This window comes from Variovorax sp. 160MFSha2.1 (genome assembly GCF_048305075.1).
GTDB lineage: Bacteria > Pseudomonadota > Gammaproteobacteria > Burkholderiales > Burkholderiaceae_C > Variovorax > Variovorax guangxiensis.
This window is the reverse complement of sequence record NZ_CP157624.1, coordinates 1,214,461-1,233,702: the sequence shown is the minus strand read 5'-3', so window position 1 is coordinate 1,233,702 and position 19,242 is coordinate 1,214,461. Positions and strand designations below refer to the sequence as shown.

Genomic DNA, 19,242 nt, shown 5'->3' with positions numbered 1-19,242 from the left:
CGACATGAGTGCCCTGATTCTTCTCGTGTTCATGGTGGCCGCCGTGGCGGCCATGCCCATCGCTCATGCGCTGCTCGTGGCAGCCATGGCCGCGGCGGCCAGTTCGGACAAGGTGCCTCTCGACCTGCTGGTGCAGCAGATGGTCGCGCAGGTGCAGAGCTTCCCGCTGATCGCCATCCCCTTCTTCATGCTCACCGGCAGCCTCATGATGGGCGGCAAGCTGGGCGAAGCGCTGGTCGGCGTGCTGTCCACGCTGCTGGGGCGCTTCCACGGCGGCCCCGCCCAGGTCGGCGTTCTGTCCTCCACGCTGTTCGGCGGCGTGTCGGGCTCGGCGGTGGCGGATGCCTCGGCCATCGGCTCGCTCATGATCCCCTGGCACAAGCGCCTGGGGTACCCCGCGGCCTTCTCGGCGGCCACGCTGGCGGCGGCCGCCACCATCGACATCCTGATCCCGCCGTCGATCCCGATGATCCTCTTCGCGTTGACCGCCAACGCGTCGATCGCCGACCTGTTCGTCGCCGGCGTGCTGCCCGGCCTGCTGATGTGCGGCGGCTTCATGTTCATGTGCTGGTGGGTGGGCCGGCGCCGCAACTTCCCGCGCGAGACCGCGCCCTTCGACGGCATCGCATTCCGCAGGCATCTGGCTTACGCCTCGCCCGCGGTGCTGTTGCCCGTGCTCATCATCATCTTCCTGCGCTTCGGCATCGCGACGCCGACCGAGGTGGCCGTTCTGTCGACCCTGTATGCGGGCGTCGTGTCGGCGGTGATCTATCGCGACCTGGGCTGGAAGCGCCTGAACGACGCGGTGGTGCACGCAGGCTTGGCAACCGGCGTGGTGCTGCTGGTGATCATGGCCTCCGCCGCCATCGGCTGGCTGCTCACCTTCGACCAGATGCCCCAGGGCATTGCCCAGTGGGTGCAGCAGAACGTGCATGCGAAGGTGCTCGTGATCCTGCTGATGAACCTGCTCATGCTCTTCCTCGGCATGTTCATCGACCTGCCTGCGGCCATCCTGCTGCTGACGCCGGTGTTCGTTCCGCTGGCGAATTCCATCGGCATGGACATGACCCAGCTCGGGATCATGATGGTCGTCAACCTCGCCATCGGCCTGTACACGCCGCCGGTGGGCACCACGCTGTTCATCACCAGCGCGCTGGCCAAGGTCAAGGTCGGGCAGACCGTGCGCGAGCTGGGCCCGTTCTACCTCGTCGCCTTTGGCGTCCTGGCCCTCGTGTCGTATTTCCCGGCCTTCATCCTGAAGTGACCCAGATCCCCATCCCCCGTGTCTTCTAGGAGAAATTCATGACCGATTCCGCGGCGTTGCCTTCAACGGCCACGCAAGCGCTGGCACAGGCTGCCTGGCGCATCCGCCGTTACGCCCTGCGCATGGGCGAAGTGCAGGGACAGGGCTACATCGGCCAGGCCCTGGGCTGGGCCGACGTGCTGGCCGTGGCTTACCGCCACGCCCTCACCCTGCGTCCCCGCGAGCCCGAATGGGAAGGCCGCGACCGCTTCCTGCTCTCGCATGGTCACTACGCGATTGCCCACTATGCGGCGCTCATCGAGGCCGGCGTGATCGACGAGAGCGAACTCGAGACCTACGGTGGCGACGACAGCCGCCTGCCCATGTCCGGCATGGCCGCGTACACGCCCGGCATGGAGATCTCCGGCGGCTCGCTGGGCCAGGGACTGGTCATTGCCGTCGGCATGGCGCTGGGCCTCAAGCAGAAGAAGAATCCGGCCTTCGTCTACAACTCGATGTCCGACGGCGAGCTCGACGAAGGGTCGACCTGGGAGGCCGCCATGGCCGCCGCTCATCACCGGCTGGACAACCTGGTCTGCCTGGTCGACATCAACAATCAGCAGGCCGACGGCCCTTCGAGCAAGGTACTGGGCTTCGAACCCCTGGCCGACAAATGGGCGGCGTTCGGCTGGCACGTCCAGCGTGTGGACGGCAACGACCTGCCGGCCGTGCTGAGCGCCTTCGACACAGCCCGCGGCCTGCGCGATGCCAAGCCGCGCGTGATCCTGTTCGACACGCTGATGGGCAAGGGCGTGCCTTTTCTGGAGCAGCGCGAAAAGAACCACTTCATCCGCGTCGACCCGCCCGAATGGCAGCAGGCGCTGGCCATCCTCGACGCGAGCCGCCCCGAACCATCCACCGAAGGAGCCCTGGCATGAGCCAAGCCATCGCAGAGAAAGCAAAGCCCCGGCTGACGACGTCGGCCATGATCGCCTCCATCGCCTCCGAAGGCCAGCGTGTCAAGGCGGCCCCCTTCGGCAAGGCCCTGGTGGAGTACGCCGCCGATCGGCCCGAGGTCGTGGGCCTGACGGCCGACCTCGCCAAATACACGGACCTGCATCTTTTCGCCCAGGCCTATCCCGAGCGCTTCTTCCAGATGGGCATGGCCGAGCAGCTGCTCATGGGAGCCGCCGGCGGGCTGGCCAAGGAGGGGCTCGTGCCCTTCGCGACCACCTATGCCGTCTTCGGCACCCGGCGCGCCTACGACTTCATCCACCAGGTGATCGCCGAGGAAAACCTCAACGTCAAGATCTGCTGCGCGCTGCCGGGCCTCACCACCGGCTACGGGCCCAGCCACCAGGCCACCGAAGACATCGCCATGATGCGCGGCGTGCCCGGCCTGACCATCGTGGACCCGTGCGACGCCCTGGACATCGAGCAGGCCGTGCCGCAGATCGCACAGCACCCCGGGCCGGTCTACATGCGCCTGCTGCGCGGCCAGGTGCCGCTGGTTCTGGACGAGATCGAGGGCTATCGCTTCGAGCTCGGCAAGGCCAGGATGCTGCGCGAGGGCGCAGACGTGCTGGTCATCTCCAGCGGCATCCTCACCATGCGTGCGCTGGAAGTGGCGCAGGACCTGGCCGCCGACCGCGTCGGTGTGGCCGTGCTGCACTGCCCGACCATCAAGCCCCTCGATGAAGCCGCCATCGTCGCCGCCGTCGGCGCGGCGCCGCGTCTCGTGGTCGTCGCCGAGAACCATTCGGTGGTCGGTGGCCTCGGCGAGGCGGTGGCGTCGGCGCTGCTGCGGCATCGTGTGCAGCCCGCCCGCTTCGAACTCGCCGGCCTGCCCGACGCCTTCCTCGATGCGGGTGCGTTGCCAACCCTGCACGATCGCTACGGCATCAGCCGGGAAGTGCTGGGGCGGCGCATCCGCGGCTGGCTGGGCTGAGGGGCGTTCGAACGGCTTCGGGCCCGCGCTTTGGCGCCATCGGTGCGGCGCCGGTCGTTTTCACCGAGTGACTACGCAGACCGCGTCATTTCTCGAGGAGCGGTCAGCGCCAGCTGCGTTCAACGCCCTTCCACCAGTCGCCCCCAGCCTCACTCCACCGTCACACTCTTCGCAAGATTGCGCGGCTTGTCCACGTCGGTCCCCCGCGCGCAGGCCGTGTGATACGCCAGCAGCTGCAGCGGCACCACGTGCAGGATCGGCGAGAGCGCGCCGTAGTGCTCGGGCATGCGGATCACGTGCAGGCCTTCGCCGCTCCTGATCTTCGTGTCGCCGTCGGCCAGCACATAGAGCACGCCGCCGCGGGCGCGCACTTCCTGCAGGTTGCTCTTGAGCTTCTCGAGCAGCGCGTCGTTGGGGGCCACTGCCACCACGGGCATCTCGCTGGTCACCAGCGCGAGCGGGCCGTGCTTGAGTTCGCCGGCGGCGTAGGCCTCGGCGTGGATGTAGGTCACTTCCTTGAGCTTGAGCGCGCCTTCCAGCGCGATCGGGTAGTGCAGTCCGCGGCCGAGGAAGAGCGCGTTGTCCTTGCGCGCGAAGTCTTCGGCCCAGCCGATGATCTGCGGCTCCAGCGCGAGCACCGACTGCAGCGCGACGGGCAGGTGGCGCATTTCCTTCAGGTAGCGCGCCTCCTCGGCATCGCTCAGCCGGCCCTTGGCCTGCGCGATGGCCAGCGTGAGCAGGAAGAGCCCCGCCAGTTGCGTGGTGAAGGCCTTGGTCGAGGCCACGCCGATCTCCACGCCGGCACGCGTGATGTATGCCAGCTTGCACTCGCGCACCATCGCGCTGGTGGCGACGTTGCAGATGGTCAGCGTCTGCTCCATGCCCAGCGAGCGAGCGTGCTTGAGCGCGGCCAGCGTGTCGGCCGTTTCGCCCGACTGGCTGATGGTGACGACCAGCGTCTTCGGGTCGGGCACCGATTCGCGGTAGCGGTACTCGCTCGCGATCTCGACCTGCGTGGAGATCTTCGCGATGCCTTCGAGCCAGTACTTGGCGGTGCAGCCGCTGTAGTAGCTGGTGCCGCAGGCGAGGATGAGGATCTTGTCGATGTCCTGGAACACGCGGTGCGCGCTCGCTCCGGTGGCACCGTCTTGGCCGATGCCGTCGAACAGCTCGGGCACGATGCCTTCCACGCCCTCGAGCGTGTCGCCGATGGCGCGCGGCTGCTCGAAGATTTCCTTCTGCATGTAGTGGCGGTACGGGCCCAGTTCGGCCGCGCCGCTGTGGGCGAGCACGGTGCGCACCTGGCGAGTGACGGGCTTGTGGTTCCTGTCGACGATCCAGTACTTGCCGGGCTGCAGGTCGACCACGTCGCCCTCTTCCAGGTAGACGATCTGGTCGGTCACGCCGGCAAGGGCCATCGCGTCGCTGGCCAGGAAGTTCTCGGCGCCGTCCTTGCCTGCGCCCAGGATCAGCGGCGAACCCGCGCGCGCGCCGACCACGCGCTGCGGCTCGTCGCGGCAGATCACGGCGATGGCGTAGGCGCCGTGCAGCTGCAGCACGGCGGCCTTCACCGCCTCGAACAGGTCGCCGTCGTAGAGGCTGTCGACGAGGTGGGCGATGACCTCGGTGTCGGTCTGGCTCTCGAAGGCGTAGCCCTTGGCCTCGAGCGCGGCGCGCAGGCTCTCGTGGTTTTCGATGATGCCGTTGTGCACCAGCGCGATGCGGCCCGGCCGCGCGGCCTGCGCGTCGGCGCCCGGGCCGTGGCTGAAGTGCGGATGCGCGTTGTGCACCGCCGGCGCGCCGTGCGTGGCCCAGCGGGTGTGGGCGATGCCGGTGAGGCCCTCGACCTTGTCGTCGCGCACCTGCGCCACGAGGTCGGCCACGCGCGAGGTGGTGCGCGCCCGCGTCAGGCCGCCGGCATGCACCGCGACGCCGCAGGAGTCATAGCCGCGGTACTCGAGCCGCTGGAGGCCCTGCACGAGGACCGGAACGATGTTGCGATGGGACGCTGCCCCGACGATGCCGCACATGGTGAGCTGCCTTTGAATGGAGAAGAGGCTCGATGGTAGGAAGGCATGGAAGAAATATGCATTCGAAATTCAATTGATTTCGTACTTTTATTTCTCCATTTCGGAAGATTGGAGTTTTATTCCATAATTTCATTGAATATGGAATCAATTTCCCTCGATTCAACCGACCTCCGCCTGCTCGACGCCCTGCAGCGCGACGCCTCCCAGACCAACCAGCGCCTGGCCGCCGACGTGGGCATCTCCCCGCCCACCTGCCTGCGCCGCGTGCAGCGGCTGCGCGACGTCGGCCTCATCGAGCGCCAGGTGGCGCTGCTGTCGCCCGACCGGCTCGCCGCGGTGCTGGGCCACGGCCTGCAGGCGGTGATCGAGATCTCGCTCGACCGGCAGGACGCCGCCTCGCTCGACGCCTTCGAGACGCGCGTGATCGCCGACGACTCGGTGCAGCAGTGCTGGCGCGTATCGCCCGGTCCGGACTTCATCCTGGTGGTGGCGTCGCGCGACATGTCGGACTACGGCGCGCTCACGCAGCGCCTGTTCACGGCCGATGCGAACGTGCGCAACGTCAAGGCCTTCTTCAGCCTGAAGCGCGCGAAGTTCGAGCCCCGGATGCCGCTGGCATCGGGGGCCTGAAGGCCGTCGTCAGGCCTTCGGCTTCTTCTGGGGACGCTTCCAGTTCGGGAAGCTCACCGCCTTGCTGCGCGCCACGGTCAGCGCGCCCGGCTCGGTCGACTTGTTGATGGTCGAGCCGCCGCCGATGGTGCCGCCCGCGCCGATGGTGATGGGCGCCACCAGCACGCAGTTGCTGCCCACGTGCACGTCGTCGCCGATCACGGTGCGGTGCTTGTTGGCGCCGTCGTAGTTGGCGGTGATGCTGCCCGCGCCGTAGTTCACGCGCTCGCCCACGGTGGCGTCGCCCAGGTAGGCCAGGTGGTTGGCCTTGGCGCCGGCGGCCAGCGTGGAGTTCTTCACTTCCACGAAATTGCCGACATGCACCTCGGCGCCCAGCTGCGCACCGGGCCGCAGGCGGGCGAAGGGGCCGACGAGCGCGCCCGCGCCGACGGTGACGCCGGCCTTCTCGCCCTCGATGTGGGTGAAGGGATGGATCACCGCGCCAGCCTCGATGCGCGCATTGGCGATCACGCAGTTCGCCCCGATGCGCACGCCCTCGCCCAGCGTCACCGCGCCCTCGAAGACGCAGTTGACGTCGATCTCCACGTCGCCCGCGCATTCGAGCGTGCCGCGCAGGTCGAAGCGCGCGGGGTCTGCCAGGCGCACGCCCTGCTCCATCAGCGCGTTCGCCTGGCGCAGTTGCCATGCGCGCTCCAGTGCGGCGAGCTGGGCGGGGCTGTTGATGCCGGCGACCTGCAGCGCGTCGGTGGTGATGTGCGCGACCACGGGCACGCCGTCGGCAGCCGCCAGCTTCACCACGTCGGTCAGGTAGTACTCGCCCTGGGCATTGCGGTTGTCCAGCCGGCCGAGCCAGCCCTTGAGCAGGCGCGCGGGCACGGCCATCACGCCGCTGTAGATTTCGCGCACCGCGCGCTGGGCCTCGGTGGCGTCCTTGTGCTCGACCACGGCCTGCACCTCGCCGCTGCCCGCTGCGCGGATGACCCGGCCATAGCCCGAGGGGTCGTCGAACTCGATGGTCAGCAGTGCGAGCTTGCTGCTGGCGCTGGCCGCGACGAGGGCACGCAGGGTTTCTTCGCCGATGAGCGGCACGTCGCCCGAGAGCACCACCACCGTGCCGTCGTCCGCCAGCAGCGGCGCGGCCTGCTGCACCGCGTGGCCGGTGCCCAGCTGCGGCTCCTGGCGCGCGAAGCGCAGGCTGGCATCGCCGATGCCGCCAGCCATCGAGGCCTCGACCTGGTCGGCGCCGTGGCCGGTGACCACCACCACGTCGCGCGCCCCGATGCGCGCGGCGGTGCCCGCCACGTGCGCCAGCAGGGCGCGGCCGCCCAGCCGGTGCAGCACCTTCGGCAGCCTGCTCTTCATGCGGGTACCCTTGCCGGCGGCCATGATGACGACGTCGATCGGTCCGTGGTCGTTGTTCTGTTGCGGAGGCTGATTCATGCGTTTCTTTTCCAGGATTCGTTGCGCGACTTGCTCGGCAATGAGCCGAATTATCGGCGCGCTGCTCGTGGCCACCGCCCTGGGCGCCTGCAGCGCCATCCAGCTGGCCTACAACAACCTGCCCACGGTGAGCTACTGGTGGCTCGACGGCTACCTCGATTTCGACGGTGCCCAGACCCCGAAGGTGCGCGACGAGCTCGCCCGGCTGCTGGCCTGGCACCGGCAGAACGAGCTGCCGCGCATCGCATCGCTGCTCAAGGAGGCCGAGACGATGGCCCCGGGCGAGGTGACGCCCGAACAGGTCTGCGCCATGTCCGACCGCATCCGCGAACGCCTGCTGGCCGTGACCGAGCGCGCCGAACCCGCCGGCACCGAGCTGGCTCTGAGCCTGAGCGAGACCCAGCTGCAGCAGCTGGAGCGCAAGTACGCCAAGAACAACGCCGAATACCGCAAGGACTGGCTCGACCGCACGCCCGCGCAGGTGCACGAGAAGCGCTACGACCAGTTCCTGGAGCGCACCGAGGATTTCTACGGCCGGCTCACGAACGAGCAGCGCGACCTGCTGAAGCAGCAGGTCGCGCAGTCGGTGTTCGATCCGAAGCCGGCGGACGCCGAGCGCCGCAAGCGACAGCAGGAGGCGCTGAGGCTGCTGCGCGGCTTCCTCGCCAACAAGACCCCGCCGACCGAGGCGCGGGCCGCGCTGCACGACTACATCCAGCGCATCGCCGAGCCGCCGCCCGGCCCCTGGCGCGACCAGCAGCGGGCCCTGCTGCAGGAAGGCTGCCGCAACACCGCGGCCATGCACAACGGCACCAGCGCCAGCCAGCGCGCGCAGGCGGTGCGCCGGCTGCAGGCCTACCAGGACGATCTGCGCCAGCTGGTGGCGGCGCGCTGAAGACGCCGGCTCCGGAGGGCGGAGCTCACAACAGCGGTGTCGGCCGTATCGGCCGCTCGAAGTAGTCGCCCAGCGCTTCGAGCGCATGCGGCTCCATGATGCGCAGCCAGCCGGCGTCGATCTTGTACAGCCCCAGGCGCTGCAGCCGCCGCAGCGTCTTGTTGGTGTGCACCAGCGAAAGCCCCAGCGCGTCGGCGATGTGCTGCTGGTTGAACGGAAACTCGACCCAGCCGTCGCGCTCCATGCCTACGCGCTGCGCCCGGCGGTACAGGTGCATCAGCAGCATCGCCACCCGTTCGCCGGCATTGCGCCGGCCGGCGGTGACGAGGTTGTCGTCGACCATCTTCTCTTCGCGCGCGGCCAGCCAGGTGATGTCGTAGCCGAGCTTGGGCTGGGCATGGAACAGCTCCCACAGCCGGTCGCGCGAGAAGGCGCACAGCGTGACGTCGGAGACCGCCTCGACACCATGGGTCTGGCCGTCGGCGAACTCGTCCTGCAGGCCCAGGAAATCACCGGGAAGCAGAAAGCTCAGGATCTGCCGCCGGCCGTCGCTCAGCGTCTTGTAGCGGAAAGCCCACCCCGCATAGAGGGTGAACAGCTGCGCGCTGCGCCGGTGCTCCTCGATGATCGCGCCGCCGGCCTCCACGCGGCGGGCGCCCACGCGGAAGGACTGGATGGTCTTCAATTCCTCCTGCGAGCACGGCAGGAAGGCGTCCAGGCGGCGCAACGCGCATCGGTCGCACGAATTCGCGCCGACGGGCGGGGCGGCGGCAGCTGGGTAGTCCTCGAATTTCACACCGCACTATAGGCGCCCGGCCTGTGTCTTTTGACATGCCCAGGGCTTCCCCCGGCCACCTACACTCTGCGCGCCCCTCCGACTCCGAACGCATGACCGACGAAGCAACGCTCCCACTTCACGAAATCTTCTACTGCAGCATGCTCACGCATAGCCTGCCCCCGCAGACCGTGGGCCAGATCGTTTCCCGGGCCCGCACCCAGAACGCGCTGCACGGCATCACGGGCCTCCTGGTGTTCGACGGAATGCGCTTCTGCCAGCACCTGGAGGGCCCGGCCGATGCCGTCAGCGCGCTGATGCAGCGGATCGAGAAGGATCCGCGCCATGTGGACGTCAGGGTGGTCCACCGGGCCCCGCTGGAGGTTCGCCGCTACAGCGGCTTCGGCATGGGGCTGGCGGAATGCGAGGGCCCCGACCTGATGGCGGGCGTGCATGCGCTGACCGGGGAAGCGGCGCTGAGGCACTTCCTGGCGCTGGTGCCCAGCTTCGACATCAACGGCTGAGCGGCCGCCAAAAAAGGAAAAGGCGGCCGAAGCCGCCTTTTCAAGCACCTGGAGGACTGGAACGATCAGGCGTTGTCCCAGCTGTAGGTGGCGCCATAGCCATCCCACGCCTCCATCACGATGCGCTGGCCCGCGGCCACCATCAGCGACTCGCCGGGGGCGAGCACCAGGTCTTCGCTGGGGTTGGCGAGCGTGGCGTCGGGCGTGATCCACACGCGGCCCTGCTTCACGCGCAGGACGCTCGCCGCCCGCGCCTTCAGGCTCATCGCCTCGCCGGGAGCGATCTGCCATGCGCCGCGGCGCACTGCCGGCGGGACGGTGGCGGCGCGAGCCGGGACGGAGAGGGACGAGAGCGATTCGGTGGTGCAGACGGCGGTGGACATGGTGTAACTCCTTGGGGCTTTGCCGAGGCGCTTGACAGAAAGAGGCAATTGCGCAGTTCGGGAATGAATGATCGTTTGTGCGGCGTTGGCGGTCCAATGAAAACGAGTTAGCCTACTGATGCTGGTTTCGCATCAATTGACTGGCCGCGAGACGACCCGGATTCACACCCATGCAACATTCCCAGACCCATCTGCGCTCCCGCCCGATCTCCGCCGGGCATCTGCGCGCCTTCGAGGCGGTGGCCCGCCACCTGAACTTCCGGGCGGCCGCCGAGGAAATGGCGCTGACCCAGTCGGCCGTGAGCCGCCAGATCCAGTCGCTGGAAGAGGAAGTGGGCGTGGCGCTGTTCCTGCGCCACACGCGCGCGGTGGAGCTCACCAGCGCCGGCGCCCTGCTGCTGCTGGCGGTGCAGCAGTCGCTGCCGCGCATCGACACGGCCGTGCGCCAGATCCGCCAGAGCGCGGGGCGCCAGAGCGTGTCGCTGACCACCTTCGCCTCGTTCGCCTCGATGTGGCTGATCCCGCGGCTGGAGGCCTTCCAGCGCGACAACCCCGAGATCGACATCCGCATCGACGCCAGCGACGTGGCGGTCGACCTCGACGTGGCCGACGTGGACATCGCCCTGCGCTATGGCCCGCGCGATTCCATGCCCTCGGGCGCCGTGCGCCTGTTCGGCGAAACGCTCACGCCCGTGGCCAGCCCCTGGCTGCTCAAGAGCAGCCCGCCGATCAAGACGCCGGAAGACATGACCCGGTTCACGCTCATCGAGGCCGGCGACGCCCACCGCACGCACCTGGAATGGCTGACCTGGCGCCGCTGGTTCGAGGTGAACGGGCTGGAGCGCGCCCAGCCCAAGCGCTGGCTCTACTTCAACTACGCCTACCAGATGGTGCAGGCCGCCCTCACCGGCCAGGGCGTGACGCTGGCGCGCAGCTCGCTGATCGCCGAGAGCCTGGCCAACGGGGACCTGGTCGAGGTGCTGCCGCAGCACCGCATGGATTCGCCGATGTCCTACTGGATGATCGCCGGCCCGCGCAGCATGCAGCGCCCCGAGATCCGGGCCTTCTGCGACTGGCTGCAGCTGCAGGCCGTGACCACGCGCGAAACCATCGGCGAGGTGCCCGACCCGGATACCGTAGACGACCTCGACTGAGATTCAAGAAGAAGAAGAAGAGGAAGGGGAAGAGCGGCCCGGCGGCCTTTTCCAGGAACACCGCGGAACCGGCTCCGCCGGGCCGCAGGTGTTGCCCCCGGAAGGGGGTTGGCGCAGCGACACGAAGTGCGCGAAGCCTGGGGGAGAGTCAGGCCACCGGCCAGACCACGCCGTTGTCGTTGAGGATGGCGTCCAAAGGCAGGTCGTGCGCCTCGGGCTCGAAGTCCGGGACGAAGCCGTTGGTGAAGCCCAGCCCCACCGTGAAGGGCCGGGGTTCCAGCGCGGCCAGCGTGCGGTCGTAGAAGCCGCCGCCGTAGCCCAGCCGGTAGCCCCCGGCGCTGTAGCCCACGCAGGGCACGAACAGCAGGGTGGGCACGATCAGCTCGGTGTCCTTGGGCTTGGGAATGCCGTAGGCATCCTCTTCCATCTGGCAGCCCGGATACCAGGCGTGGAAGGTCAGGGTCTTGTGAACTTTGTCGATCACCGGCAGTCCGATGCGGCGGCGCTGCGGCTCTTCCATCAGCTCGCCGTCTTCCTTCCAGCGGTGCAGTGCGGGCAGCGGATCGAACTCGCCCTTGATCGGCCAGTAGGCACCGATCACTGTGTCGGGCCGGCCCACGAGCCAGATCCGCATCACGCGCTGCAGCAGGTCGGCGCGCGTCAACCGGTCGGGCATCGCAAGGCGTTGCTCGATGAGTGCCTTTCTCAACTGTTCCTTAAGAAAACTCGCCGTTGCCGAGGTGTCGGCACCCTTTGACTTGTCCATAATCCCCCGATGCAGTTCCCAAGCATTTTGGCATCCAAGCGCAGCCATCCGCGCAATGCGGCTCCCGCGCTGGTTTTTTCCGCGGTCATCGCCTTCGCCGCACTGCTCTCGCAGCAGCCCGCCGCGGCCCAGAGCAACACCAACGACGACGTCCTGATCCAGATGAAGCAGGCCTTCCAGCGCGGCGACAAGGCCAGGCTGACGGCCCTGCTGCCGCAGGCCCGCGGCCATGCGCTCGAACCCTGGGCCGCCTACTGGGAACTGAAGGCCCGTCTGCAGGAAGCCGCACCCAACGAAGTGCAGGACTTCTACGCCCGCTACCCCGGCACCTACCAGGAAGACCGCCTGCGCAACGACTGGCTGCTGCTGACCGGCCAGCGCCGCGACTGGGACAACTTCTCCGCCTCGCTCGACGGCTTCCGCATGGGCGACGACCCGCAGGTGCGCTGCTACGCGATCCTCGTCGATACGCTGCGCAGCGGCACCGCCACGCAGGCGCAGGCCGACGAAGTGCGCCGCAACTGGTTCGCCCAGAAAGACCTGGACGACGGCTGCCTCACCGCCGCCGACCGCATGACCGCCGCCCGGCTGCTGTCGACCAACGACGTCTGGAAGAAGGCCCGCCTGGCCATGGAGGCCAACCGCCCGCAGGCCGCGCGCGCCGCCGTCGCCATCGCCGCGCCCGACGCGCTGCCGCTGTTCGAGGAGCTCAACGCGAGCTCGGCCAAGTTCCTGACCGGCCGCGCCTTCGTGGCCGCCAAGTCGCGCAAGGAGCTGGTGGTGCTCGCGCTCATCAAGGTCGCCATGGCCGACCCCGAGCTGGCCGCCTCGCAACTCGACAGCAAGTGGGGGCCGATGCTCTCGGCCGAGGAGCGCAACTGGCTGTGGGGCACCATCGGCCGCGCCGCCGCCATCAAGCTGTGGCCGCAGGCCGGCAGCTATTTCGCCAACGTCACCAAGAACGGCGACCTCTCCGACGACATGCTCGGCTGGCGCGTGCGCGCCGCGCTGCGCGCCGGCCAGTGGAAGGAGGTGGTGCCCGCCATCAACGCGATGAGCGAGACCGCCCAGCTCGATCCCACCTGGGTCTACTGGAAGGCGCGCGGCCTGGCCAGTGCCGGCGGCGACGAACGCCGCGCCCAGGCCCGCGAGCTCTACCAGAGCATCGCCGGCTCGCGCGGCTTCTACGAGATGCTGGCGCTGGAGGAACTGGGCCAGCGCACCGTGGTGCCCACGCGCCCCACCCCGCTCACCCCCGAAGAGAAAGCCGCCGCGCGCAGCAACCCCGCGCTGGCGCGCGGCCTCTACGCCATCGCCATCGGTCTGCGCCCCGAGGGCACGCGCGAGTGGAACTACGCCACCAACCTGCACGACAAGGGCGGCATGGACGACCGCGCGCTGCTGGCCGCGGCCGACTTCGCCTGCCAGCGCGAAGTGTGGGACCGCTGCATCAACACCAGCGAGCGCACCAAGGGCGTGGTCGACGTGGAGCAGCGCTTCCCGATGCCCTTCCACGACACGGTGCTGCGCAAGAGCCAGGACATCGGCCTCGACCCGGCCTACGTCTACGGCCTGATCCGCCAGGAAAGCCGCTTCATCATGGACGCGCGCTCCGGCGTCGGCGCCTCGGGCCTGATGCAGGTCATGCCCGCCACCGCACGCTGGACGGCCCGCAAGATCGGCATGACCGACTTCTCGCCCGGCCAGATCAACGACCGCGAGACCAACATCACCATCGGCACCAACTACCTGAAGCTCGCGCTCGACGACTTCGACGGGTCGATGGCGCTGGCGGCCGCCGCCTACAACGCCGGCCCGGGCCGCCCGCGCAGCTGGCGCAACGGCCCGGTGCTCGACGCAGCCATCTGGGCCGAGAACGTGCCCTTCAACGAGACGCGCGACTACGTGAAGAAGGTGCTGGCCAACACCACCAACTACGCCGCCATCATCAGCGGCCGGCCGCAGTCGCTGAAGGAGCGCCTGGGCCGCGTCGGCCCGCGCGACGCCTCCGAGCCCGAGCCGAACAAGGACCTGCCCTGAGGGCCGCCGCCTGAGATGAGCTGGCGCGACGAGGTCCTCGACACGCTGGCGTCCGAGTTCTCGGACGTGGGCGACGTCGCGCAGCTCACGCGCATCGTGCTGCGGCTCACGCTGGCGGGCGTGCTGGGCTTCGTGCTCGGCTTCGAGCGCGAGCAGCAGGGCAAGGCGGCCGGCGTGCGCACCCACATGCTGGTGGCCATCGGCTCGGCGATGTTCGTGCTGGTTCCCCAGCAGACCGGCATCGTGCCGGCCGACATGAGCCGCGTGATCCAGGGGCTGGTGGCGGGCGTGGGCTTCCTGTGCGCCGGCACCATCCTCAAGCAGGGCAAGGACGAGAGCCATGTGCAGGGCCTGACGACCGCCGCGGGCCTGTGGATGACCGCCGCCATCGGCATGGCCTGCGGGCTCGGCCGCGAGGTGACGGCCGTGACGAGCGCGCTGCTCGCGCTCGCTGTGCTCGCGCTGGTGCCGCGCCTGGTGAGCCTGATCGAGCGGGTGCCCGGGCAGCCCAAGGCCGGCGGCGAAGGCGACTCGGGCGACACGCCCCGGCACTGAACGCCGCGCCGCCTCCGGCAGCTCGGCGGCATCAATTCGCGCCGCGTTCGGCATCAATCGCCGCGTGGCGCACGGCTAGCATCGAAGACCCTATTCAGCATCACCGCAACGGACCGGAGAACCCTCTCATGCGCAAGCTCTATGTCGGCAACAAGAACTACTCGTCATGGTCGATGCGGCCCTGGATACTGATGAAGCAGGCCGGCATCGAGTTCGAGGAAGTCGCGGTGCGCTTCGATTCCTTCGAGGCCGACTCGCAGTTCAAGAACATCATCGGCGCGCTGAACCCCGCGGCCAAGGTGCCGGTGCTGGTGGAAGACGACGGCCTCGTCATCTGGGACACGCTCGCCATCGCCGAATACCTGGCCGAGAGCTTCCCCGACAAGCATCTCTGGCCCCAGGCCAGGGCCGACCGCGCCCGCGCGCGCAGCGTCTGCGCCGAGATGCACGCCGGCTTCGGCGGCCTGCGCAACCACTGCGGCATGAACCTCGAGGCGTCGCTGCCCGAAGTGGGCGCACGGCTGCTGAAGGAGGTGCCCGAAGTCGCCAGCGACCTCGCGCGCATCGTGCAGATGTGGAGCGGCCTGCTCGAGACCCATGGCGGCCCGATGCTCTTCGGCCGCGAGTTCGGCATCGCCGACGCCTACTTCGCGCCCGTGGGCACGCGCATCAAGACCTACGGCCTGCCGGTGCCGGCGCGGATCACCGCCTACATCGAGCGCGTGCAGGCGCTGCCGGGAGTGAAGGCCTGGATCGACGCGGGGCTGGCCGAAAAGGATTTCCTGCAGTTCGAAGAGCCCTACCGCACGGGGCGATAGGGCTTCAAACGCTGCAAGGGCGAGCCCGGTTCAGAACCGGTAGGTCGCCGCCACGTAGGTGACGATCGGGTTGAGCTTCAGGCTCGCCTCGCTGGTCGCCACCGGCAGGCCGAAGACCGAGTTCGTGGTCAGCTTGGCCTTGGTCTTCAGCGGGATGTAGGAGACCGAGAACGAGATGCCCCAGTGCTTGTCGAACTGGTAGGCCGCGCCGATGTTGAGCACCGGGGCGAACTTGCTGTCCAGCTTGGCCGTGGTGTTGACCGCGAAGGGCGACTGGTGGAACTGCGTGGCCAGCGCGCTCTGCAGGTTCGGGGTCAGCTTGACGTCGCTGTACCAGACATAGGTGGCGCCGAGGCCGACGAAGGGGCGGAAGGCGGATTCGCCGTCGTTGAAGTAGTACTTGCCCAGGATCGTCGGGCTCCACTGGCGGGCCTCGCCGAGCTGGCCCACGCGCCCGAGGGTGCCGGTGCCGTCGAGCTTGAACTTCGGCGGCACGCCGAACACGCCTTCCACCGCCCAGTTGCTGTCGATGAAATAGGTGGCGTTGAGGCCCAGGGTGTCGGAATCGCTCACGCTGGCGCCGGAACCGGGCAGCACGCTCGGGATCGGCGAGGTCACGGTGAGCGGCTTGCTCGAATCCTGCGGTGACAGATGGAACCACCCCGTGCCGACGACCCAGTCGCCGGCCTTCTGCGCCATGGCACTGCCGGACGCCAGGGCGCCGAGCGCTGCCAGTGCAATCATTGTTTTCTTCATGAAATGTGTCCTTTTGATTGAATATCCCTCTGCGGATGCGGACGCCGGCTGTGCTCGCCGCTGAAGATCGCCCGGATGACGAACGATTGCCCGGTCTGCGCCGCGGATTATCGAACGACCGTTCTATTTCTGACAGGGGGGACTATCCCTAAACTGCCGCCATGAAGATATTTCTCGTCGGCGGCGCCCTGCGCGACCGCCTGCTGGGGCGCCCCGTATCCGACCACGACTGGCTGGTGGTCGGTGCCACGCCCGAGGAAATGGTGGCGCGCGGCTACCTGCCCGTGGGGCGCGACTTTCCGGTGTTCCTGCATCCCGAGACGCGCGAGGAATACGCGCTCGCGCGCACCGAGCGCAAGAGCGCGCCGGGCTACCGCGGCTTCACCGTGCATGCCGCGCCCGACGTCACGCTCGAACAGGACCTCGCCCGCCGCGACCTGACCGTCAACGCGATCGCGCTGCCCGCCGAACTGGTGAGCGCCGACGGCCGCTTCGATCCCGCGCCCGAGACGCTGGCCGACCCCTTCCACGGCCAGCGCGACCTGCGCGACAAGGTGCTGCGCCACGTGACCGATGCCTTCCGCGAAGACCCGGTGCGCATCCTGCGCGTGGCGCGCTTCGCCGCCCGCTTCGACGACTTCGGCGTCGCCCCCGAAACCATGGCGCTGATGAGAGAGATGGTCGCGGCCGGCGAGGCCGAGGCGCTGGTGGCCGAGCGCGTGTGGCAGGAGCTCTCGCGCGGCCTCATGGAAACGCGCCCCTCGCGCATGTTCGAGGTGCTGCGCGAATGCGGCGCGCTGGCCGTGCTGCTGCCCGAGGTCGACGCCAGCGACCCGCTGCCGATGCGGATGGTGGACACCGCCGCCCGGCTGAAGACATCGCTGGCCGTGCGCTTCGCCTGCCTGGCCGGTGGCTTCGGCGGCAGCGAGGGCAGCGTAGCCTCGCTGCAGGCGGTGTGCGAGCGCTGGCGCGTGCCGGTGGAAATCCGCGAGCTGGCGGAGGTGGTGGCGCGCGAGCATTCGCACATCGACGAGAGCGGCGCGCTCGACGCCGCCGGGCTGGTCCGCCTGCTGGAGCGCTGCGACGCCTTCCGCAAGCCCGCGCGCTTCGCCGAGGCCCTGCTGGCCTGCGAGTGCGCGGCGCGCAGCCGTGCGGGCAGTGGCATCGACGAAAGCGATGCGCCCTGGCCGCAGCGCCAGCGGCTGCTCGCGGTGCTGGCGACGGCGTCGGCCGTGGCCACCGACGTGGTGGCCAGAGCCGCCCAGCAGTCCGGCGCCACGGGCCCGAAGATCGGCGAAGCCATCCACCGGGCCCGCGTCGAAGCCGTCGCGGCGTCGCCGGGCCAGGCCTGAGGTCGACCGAAGCCGGCCCTCCGGGGCATGACTTACGACACTTCCGTGCGCGAACCCGGCCGATAGCATCGGCCGTGTGAATGCCACCGCGCCGAAGCCGTCACATGAATCCGCCGATTTCCCGCGCCCGCCCGAGCCGGACGAACTGGGCCTGCGCGTGCTGCGCGAGCACGTGGCCTCGGTTTACGCGGCCTACAACGCGTCGGTGTTCGTGCACTTCGGCCTGGGCGCGGCGCTGGGCGCGGCCATGTACCTGCACCAGCCGCGCGCCTGGGTCCTGGTGTGGATGGCGGTGCATCTCTCGCTGGGCCTCTTCCTCTTCCTGATGCCGCGCTGGCACCCCGATGTGCCGCTGGCCGACACCAGGCGCTGGGCGCGCCGGCATTCGCGCACCGTCACCGTGGTGGGCGCGGCCATGGCCAGCGCGCCGCTGCTTTTCATCTCGCCCGGCGACCTGCCGGTGACCTCGGTCATCACGGTGGTCATCATCGGCAGCTGCGCGCGGGCCATGCAGCTGCTGTGGCCGCTGAAGCCCGCGCTGTACGGCTACACGCTGCCGATGATGCTGAGCCTGATCGTCGCGCTGGCCTGGCAGGGCGACGCGATGCATTTCTTCCTCGCGCTCTTCAGCCTGGGCTACCTGCTCTTCACGCTGCGCGTGGGCGGGCAGCAGCACAAGCTGCTGACCGACTCGCTGGTGCTGCGCTTCGAGAACGAGGCGCTGGCCGGCCAGCTCGGCACCCAGATCGCCGCGGCCGAGCGCGCGAGCGCCGAGAAGACGCGCTTCCTGGCCACCGCGAGCCACGACCTGCGCCAGCCGCTGCATGCCATCGCCCTCTTCGGCGCCGCGCTGGAGAACGAGCTGCGCGAGCACCACGGCGGGCGCAACGCGCAGCAGCTGATGCGCGCGGTGAATGCGCTGGGCAGTTCGCTGGACACCATGCTTGACGTGTCGCGGCTCGACGCGGGCGTGGTCACGCCAGCCATCGCGCCCGTCTCGCTCGATGCGCTCTTCCGCTCGCTCAACCACATGTTCGCGGCGCGGGCCGAGCAGCGCCAGCTGCAGCTGCGCGTGCGCGCCAGCGGCCTTTGGGTACACAGCGATGCTCAGTTGCTCTACCGAATGCTCTCCAACCTCGTCGACAACGCGCTGAAGTACACGACGCGCGGCGGCGTCGCCGTGCGGGCCCGCGCGCGCGGCGGCGTGGTGTGGATCGAGGTGTTCGACACCGGCATCGGCATCGCTCCCGAGCAGCAGGAGCGCGTGTTCGAGGAGTACTACCAGGTGCACAACCCGGGCCGCGACCGCGCGCAGGGGCTGGGCATCGGCCTGTCGATCGTGCAGCGCCTCTCGCGGCTGCTGCAGCACCCGGTGCGGCTGAAGTCGCAGACGGGCCGCGGCAGCCGCTTCCGACTGGAGCTCCCGGCCGCCGAGGCGGTGGCGATGCCCGACGCCGGGCTGGCCGCGCCCGTGCGCACCATGGGGGTGCGAGGCGATCACGCGGCGCCGGCGGTGCACGGCCGCATCCTGCTGATCGACGACGAGGCCGAGATCCGCGAAGCCATGACCGGCCTCTTCCGGGCCCACGGCCTCGCGCTCGACGCCGTCTCCAGCGAGGCCGAGGCCGCCGAATTGCTGGGCCGGCCCGACGCGCACGAGCGGCCCTTCTCTCTTCTCATGTGCGACTACCGCCTCTGCGACGGCGAGAACGGCCTCGACGCGGGCATGCGCCTGCAGCGCCGCTTCGGGCTGCAGGCGCCGCTGCTGCTGGTGACGGGCGAGACGTCGCCAGATCGGCTGCAGCGCGTGCGCGCCTCCGGCATCCCGGTGCTGTTCAAGCCGGTGAACCCGGCGATGCTGCTGCGCGCGCTGGCCGAACTGGCGCCGGGGCCTCTCGCACACTGACCGGCCCGCCCGCGCCGGGGCGGATCC

18 protein-coding genes are annotated in these 19,242 nt (G+C 69.2%); 12 read left to right on the top strand and 6 right to left on the bottom strand.

Translation table 11 applies throughout. The annotated features are described in order from the left end of the window. Positions 1-4 precede the first annotated feature (4 nt). The 3 genes from ABL838_RS05355 to ABL838_RS05345 are packed head-to-tail and all read left to right on the top strand — an operon-like array spanning position 5 to position 3,191. A complete protein-coding gene (locus tag ABL838_RS05355) occupies positions 5-1,264 on the top strand; it encodes a TRAP transporter large permease (RefSeq protein ID WP_369659540.1) in 1,260 nt (419 codons plus the stop codon). A 38-nt stretch (positions 1,265-1,302) separates the two neighbouring features. Further along, on the top strand, positions 1,303-2,181 hold the full coding sequence (locus ABL838_RS05350) for a transketolase (protein WP_418124562.1): 879 nt from the start codon (positions 1,303-1,305) through the stop codon (positions 2,179-2,181). Next, positions 2,178-3,191, top strand: a complete 1,014-nt coding sequence (locus ABL838_RS05345; protein ID WP_126021326.1) for a transketolase family protein — start codon at positions 2,178-2,180, stop codon at positions 3,189-3,191. The genes ABL838_RS05350 and ABL838_RS05345 overlap by 4 nt, the downstream gene beginning before the upstream one ends. A gap of 149 nt (positions 3,192-3,340) precedes the next feature. Here the strand turns inward: ABL838_RS05345 and glmS are convergent, their stop codons facing one another. Next, the gene (glmS, locus tag ABL838_RS05340; protein WP_126021327.1) at positions 3,341-5,221 is read right to left on the bottom strand and encodes a glutamine--fructose-6-phosphate transaminase (isomerizing); all 1,881 of its coding nucleotides are present in this window, start codon (positions 5,219-5,221) and stop codon (positions 3,341-3,343) included. Positions 5,222-5,359: 138 nt separating this feature from the next. Between glmS and ABL838_RS05335 the strand changes: the two genes are divergently transcribed. Further along, positions 5,360-5,851, top strand: coding sequence for an Lrp/AsnC family transcriptional regulator (locus tag ABL838_RS05335; protein WP_418124560.1), 492 nt, complete (start codon positions 5,360-5,362; stop codon positions 5,849-5,851). Between the two features lie 9 nt (positions 5,852-5,860). On the opposite strand, the gene glmU is transcribed toward ABL838_RS05335, so the two are convergent. After that, positions 5,861-7,291: a bifunctional UDP-N-acetylglucosamine diphosphorylase/glucosamine-1-phosphate N-acetyltransferase GlmU gene (gene glmU / locus ABL838_RS05330; RefSeq protein ID WP_418124558.1), complete on the bottom strand. Its 1,431-nt coding sequence runs from the start codon at positions 7,289-7,291 to the stop codon at positions 5,861-5,863. Between the two features lie 40 nt (positions 7,292-7,331). Between glmU and ABL838_RS05325 the strand changes: the two genes are divergently transcribed. Then, the gene (locus tag ABL838_RS05325) at positions 7,332-8,186 is read left to right on the top strand and encodes a DUF6279 family lipoprotein (protein WP_418124556.1); all 855 of its coding nucleotides are present in this window, start codon (positions 7,332-7,334) and stop codon (positions 8,184-8,186) included. Positions 8,187-8,211: 25 nt separating this feature from the next. Here the strand turns inward: ABL838_RS05325 and ABL838_RS05320 are convergent, their stop codons facing one another. Then, a complete protein-coding gene (locus ABL838_RS05320; protein ID WP_375792071.1) occupies positions 8,212-8,982 on the bottom strand; it encodes a Crp/Fnr family transcriptional regulator in 771 nt (256 codons plus the stop codon). 92 nt (positions 8,983-9,074) lie between these two features. On the opposite strand from ABL838_RS05320, the gene ABL838_RS05315 reads away from it, so the two are divergent. After that, on the top strand, positions 9,075-9,485 hold the full coding sequence (locus tag ABL838_RS05315; RefSeq protein WP_126021331.1) for a BLUF domain-containing protein: 411 nt from the start codon (positions 9,075-9,077) through the stop codon (positions 9,483-9,485). Positions 9,486-9,550: 65 nt separating this feature from the next. Here ABL838_RS05315 and ABL838_RS05310 read toward each other — a convergent pair whose 3' ends face one another. Then, the gene (locus ABL838_RS05310) at positions 9,551-9,868 is read right to left on the bottom strand and encodes a DUF2917 domain-containing protein (protein WP_184634843.1); all 318 of its coding nucleotides are present in this window, start codon (positions 9,866-9,868) and stop codon (positions 9,551-9,553) included. A gap of 170 nt (positions 9,869-10,038) precedes the next feature. On the opposite strand from ABL838_RS05310, the gene ABL838_RS05305 reads away from it, so the two are divergent. Further along, the gene (locus ABL838_RS05305; protein WP_184634841.1) at positions 10,039-11,022 is read left to right on the top strand and encodes a LysR substrate-binding domain-containing protein; all 984 of its coding nucleotides are present in this window, start codon (positions 10,039-10,041) and stop codon (positions 11,020-11,022) included. Between the two features lie 148 nt (positions 11,023-11,170). Here ABL838_RS05305 and ABL838_RS05300 read toward each other — a convergent pair whose 3' ends face one another. Then, positions 11,171-11,788, bottom strand: a complete 618-nt coding sequence (locus ABL838_RS05300) for a 5-formyltetrahydrofolate cyclo-ligase (protein ID WP_184634839.1) — start codon at positions 11,786-11,788, stop codon at positions 11,171-11,173. Positions 11,789-11,797: 9 nt separating this feature from the next. On the opposite strand from ABL838_RS05300, the gene ABL838_RS05295 reads away from it, so the two are divergent. From ABL838_RS05295 to ABL838_RS05285, 3 genes are all read left to right on the top strand, one after another. Beyond that, entirely contained in the window at positions 11,798-13,828 is a 2,031-nt protein-coding gene (locus ABL838_RS05295; RefSeq protein ID WP_418124553.1) for a transglycosylase SLT domain-containing protein, read from the top strand. Positions 13,829-13,843: 15 nt separating this feature from the next. Next, positions 13,844-14,383 (top strand): MgtC/SapB family protein, encoded by a 540-nt coding sequence (locus ABL838_RS05290; protein WP_418124551.1) that lies wholly within the window; start codon positions 13,844-13,846, stop codon positions 14,381-14,383. 128 nt (positions 14,384-14,511) lie between these two features. After that, positions 14,512-15,201 (top strand): glutathione S-transferase family protein, encoded by a 690-nt coding sequence (locus ABL838_RS05285; protein ID WP_418124549.1) that lies wholly within the window; start codon positions 14,512-14,514, stop codon positions 15,199-15,201. A gap of 30 nt (positions 15,202-15,231) precedes the next feature. Here the strand turns inward: ABL838_RS05285 and ABL838_RS05280 are convergent, their stop codons facing one another. Continuing rightward, positions 15,232-15,957, bottom strand: a complete 726-nt coding sequence (locus ABL838_RS05280; RefSeq protein WP_019654581.1) for an OmpW/AlkL family protein — start codon at positions 15,955-15,957, stop codon at positions 15,232-15,234. 161 nt (positions 15,958-16,118) lie between these two features. On the opposite strand from ABL838_RS05280, the gene ABL838_RS05275 reads away from it, so the two are divergent. Together ABL838_RS05275 and ABL838_RS05270 are read left to right on the top strand one after the other, a co-directional pair. Further along, on the top strand, positions 16,119-17,309 hold the full coding sequence (locus tag ABL838_RS05275) for a multifunctional CCA addition/repair protein (protein ID WP_418124547.1): 1,191 nt from the start codon (positions 16,119-16,121) through the stop codon (positions 17,307-17,309). 76 nt (positions 17,310-17,385) lie between these two features. Further along, a complete protein-coding gene (locus ABL838_RS05270; RefSeq protein WP_418124545.1) occupies positions 17,386-19,215 on the top strand; it encodes a hybrid sensor histidine kinase/response regulator in 1,830 nt (609 codons plus the stop codon). The last annotated feature ends 27 nt before the right edge of the window (positions 19,216-19,242 follow it).

Bases quoted from the DNA above. Each gene is read 5' to 3' on its own strand.
- ABL838_RS05355 (WP_369659540.1), top strand. From the start codon at position 5: ATGAGTGCCCTGATTCTTCTCGTGTTCATGGTGGCCGCCGTGGCGGCC.
- ABL838_RS05350 (WP_418124562.1), top strand. From the start codon at position 1,303: ATGACCGATTCCGCGGCGTTGCCTTCAACGGCCACGCAAGCGCTGGCA.
- ABL838_RS05345 (WP_126021326.1), top strand. From the start codon at position 2,178: ATGAGCCAAGCCATCGCAGAGAAAGCAAAGCCCCGGCTGACGACGTCG.
- glmS (WP_126021327.1), bottom strand. From the start codon at position 5,221: ATGTGCGGCATCGTCGGGGCAGCGTCCCATCGCAACATCGTTCCGGTC.
- ABL838_RS05335 (WP_418124560.1), top strand. From the start codon at position 5,360: ATGGAATCAATTTCCCTCGATTCAACCGACCTCCGCCTGCTCGACGCC.
- glmU (WP_418124558.1), bottom strand. From the start codon at position 7,291: ATGAATCAGCCTCCGCAACAGAACAACGACCACGGACCGATCGACGTC.
- ABL838_RS05325 (WP_418124556.1), top strand. From the start codon at position 7,332: ATGAGCCGAATTATCGGCGCGCTGCTCGTGGCCACCGCCCTGGGCGCC.
- ABL838_RS05315 (WP_126021331.1), top strand. From the start codon at position 9,075: ATGACCGACGAAGCAACGCTCCCACTTCACGAAATCTTCTACTGCAGC.
- ABL838_RS05310 (WP_184634843.1), bottom strand. From the start codon at position 9,868: ATGTCCACCGCCGTCTGCACCACCGAATCGCTCTCGTCCCTCTCCGTC.
- ABL838_RS05305 (WP_184634841.1), top strand. From the start codon at position 10,039: ATGCAACATTCCCAGACCCATCTGCGCTCCCGCCCGATCTCCGCCGGG.
- ABL838_RS05300 (WP_184634839.1), bottom strand. From the start codon at position 11,788: ATGGACAAGTCAAAGGGTGCCGACACCTCGGCAACGGCGAGTTTTCTT.
- ABL838_RS05295 (WP_418124553.1), top strand. From the start codon at position 11,798: ATGCAGTTCCCAAGCATTTTGGCATCCAAGCGCAGCCATCCGCGCAAT.
- ABL838_RS05290 (WP_418124551.1), top strand. From the start codon at position 13,844: ATGAGCTGGCGCGACGAGGTCCTCGACACGCTGGCGTCCGAGTTCTCG.
- ABL838_RS05285 (WP_418124549.1), top strand. From the start codon at position 14,512: ATGCGCAAGCTCTATGTCGGCAACAAGAACTACTCGTCATGGTCGATG.
- ABL838_RS05280 (WP_019654581.1), bottom strand. From the start codon at position 15,957: ATGAAGAAAACAATGATTGCACTGGCAGCGCTCGGCGCCCTGGCGTCC.
- ABL838_RS05275 (WP_418124547.1), top strand. From the start codon at position 16,119: ATGAAGATATTTCTCGTCGGCGGCGCCCTGCGCGACCGCCTGCTGGGG.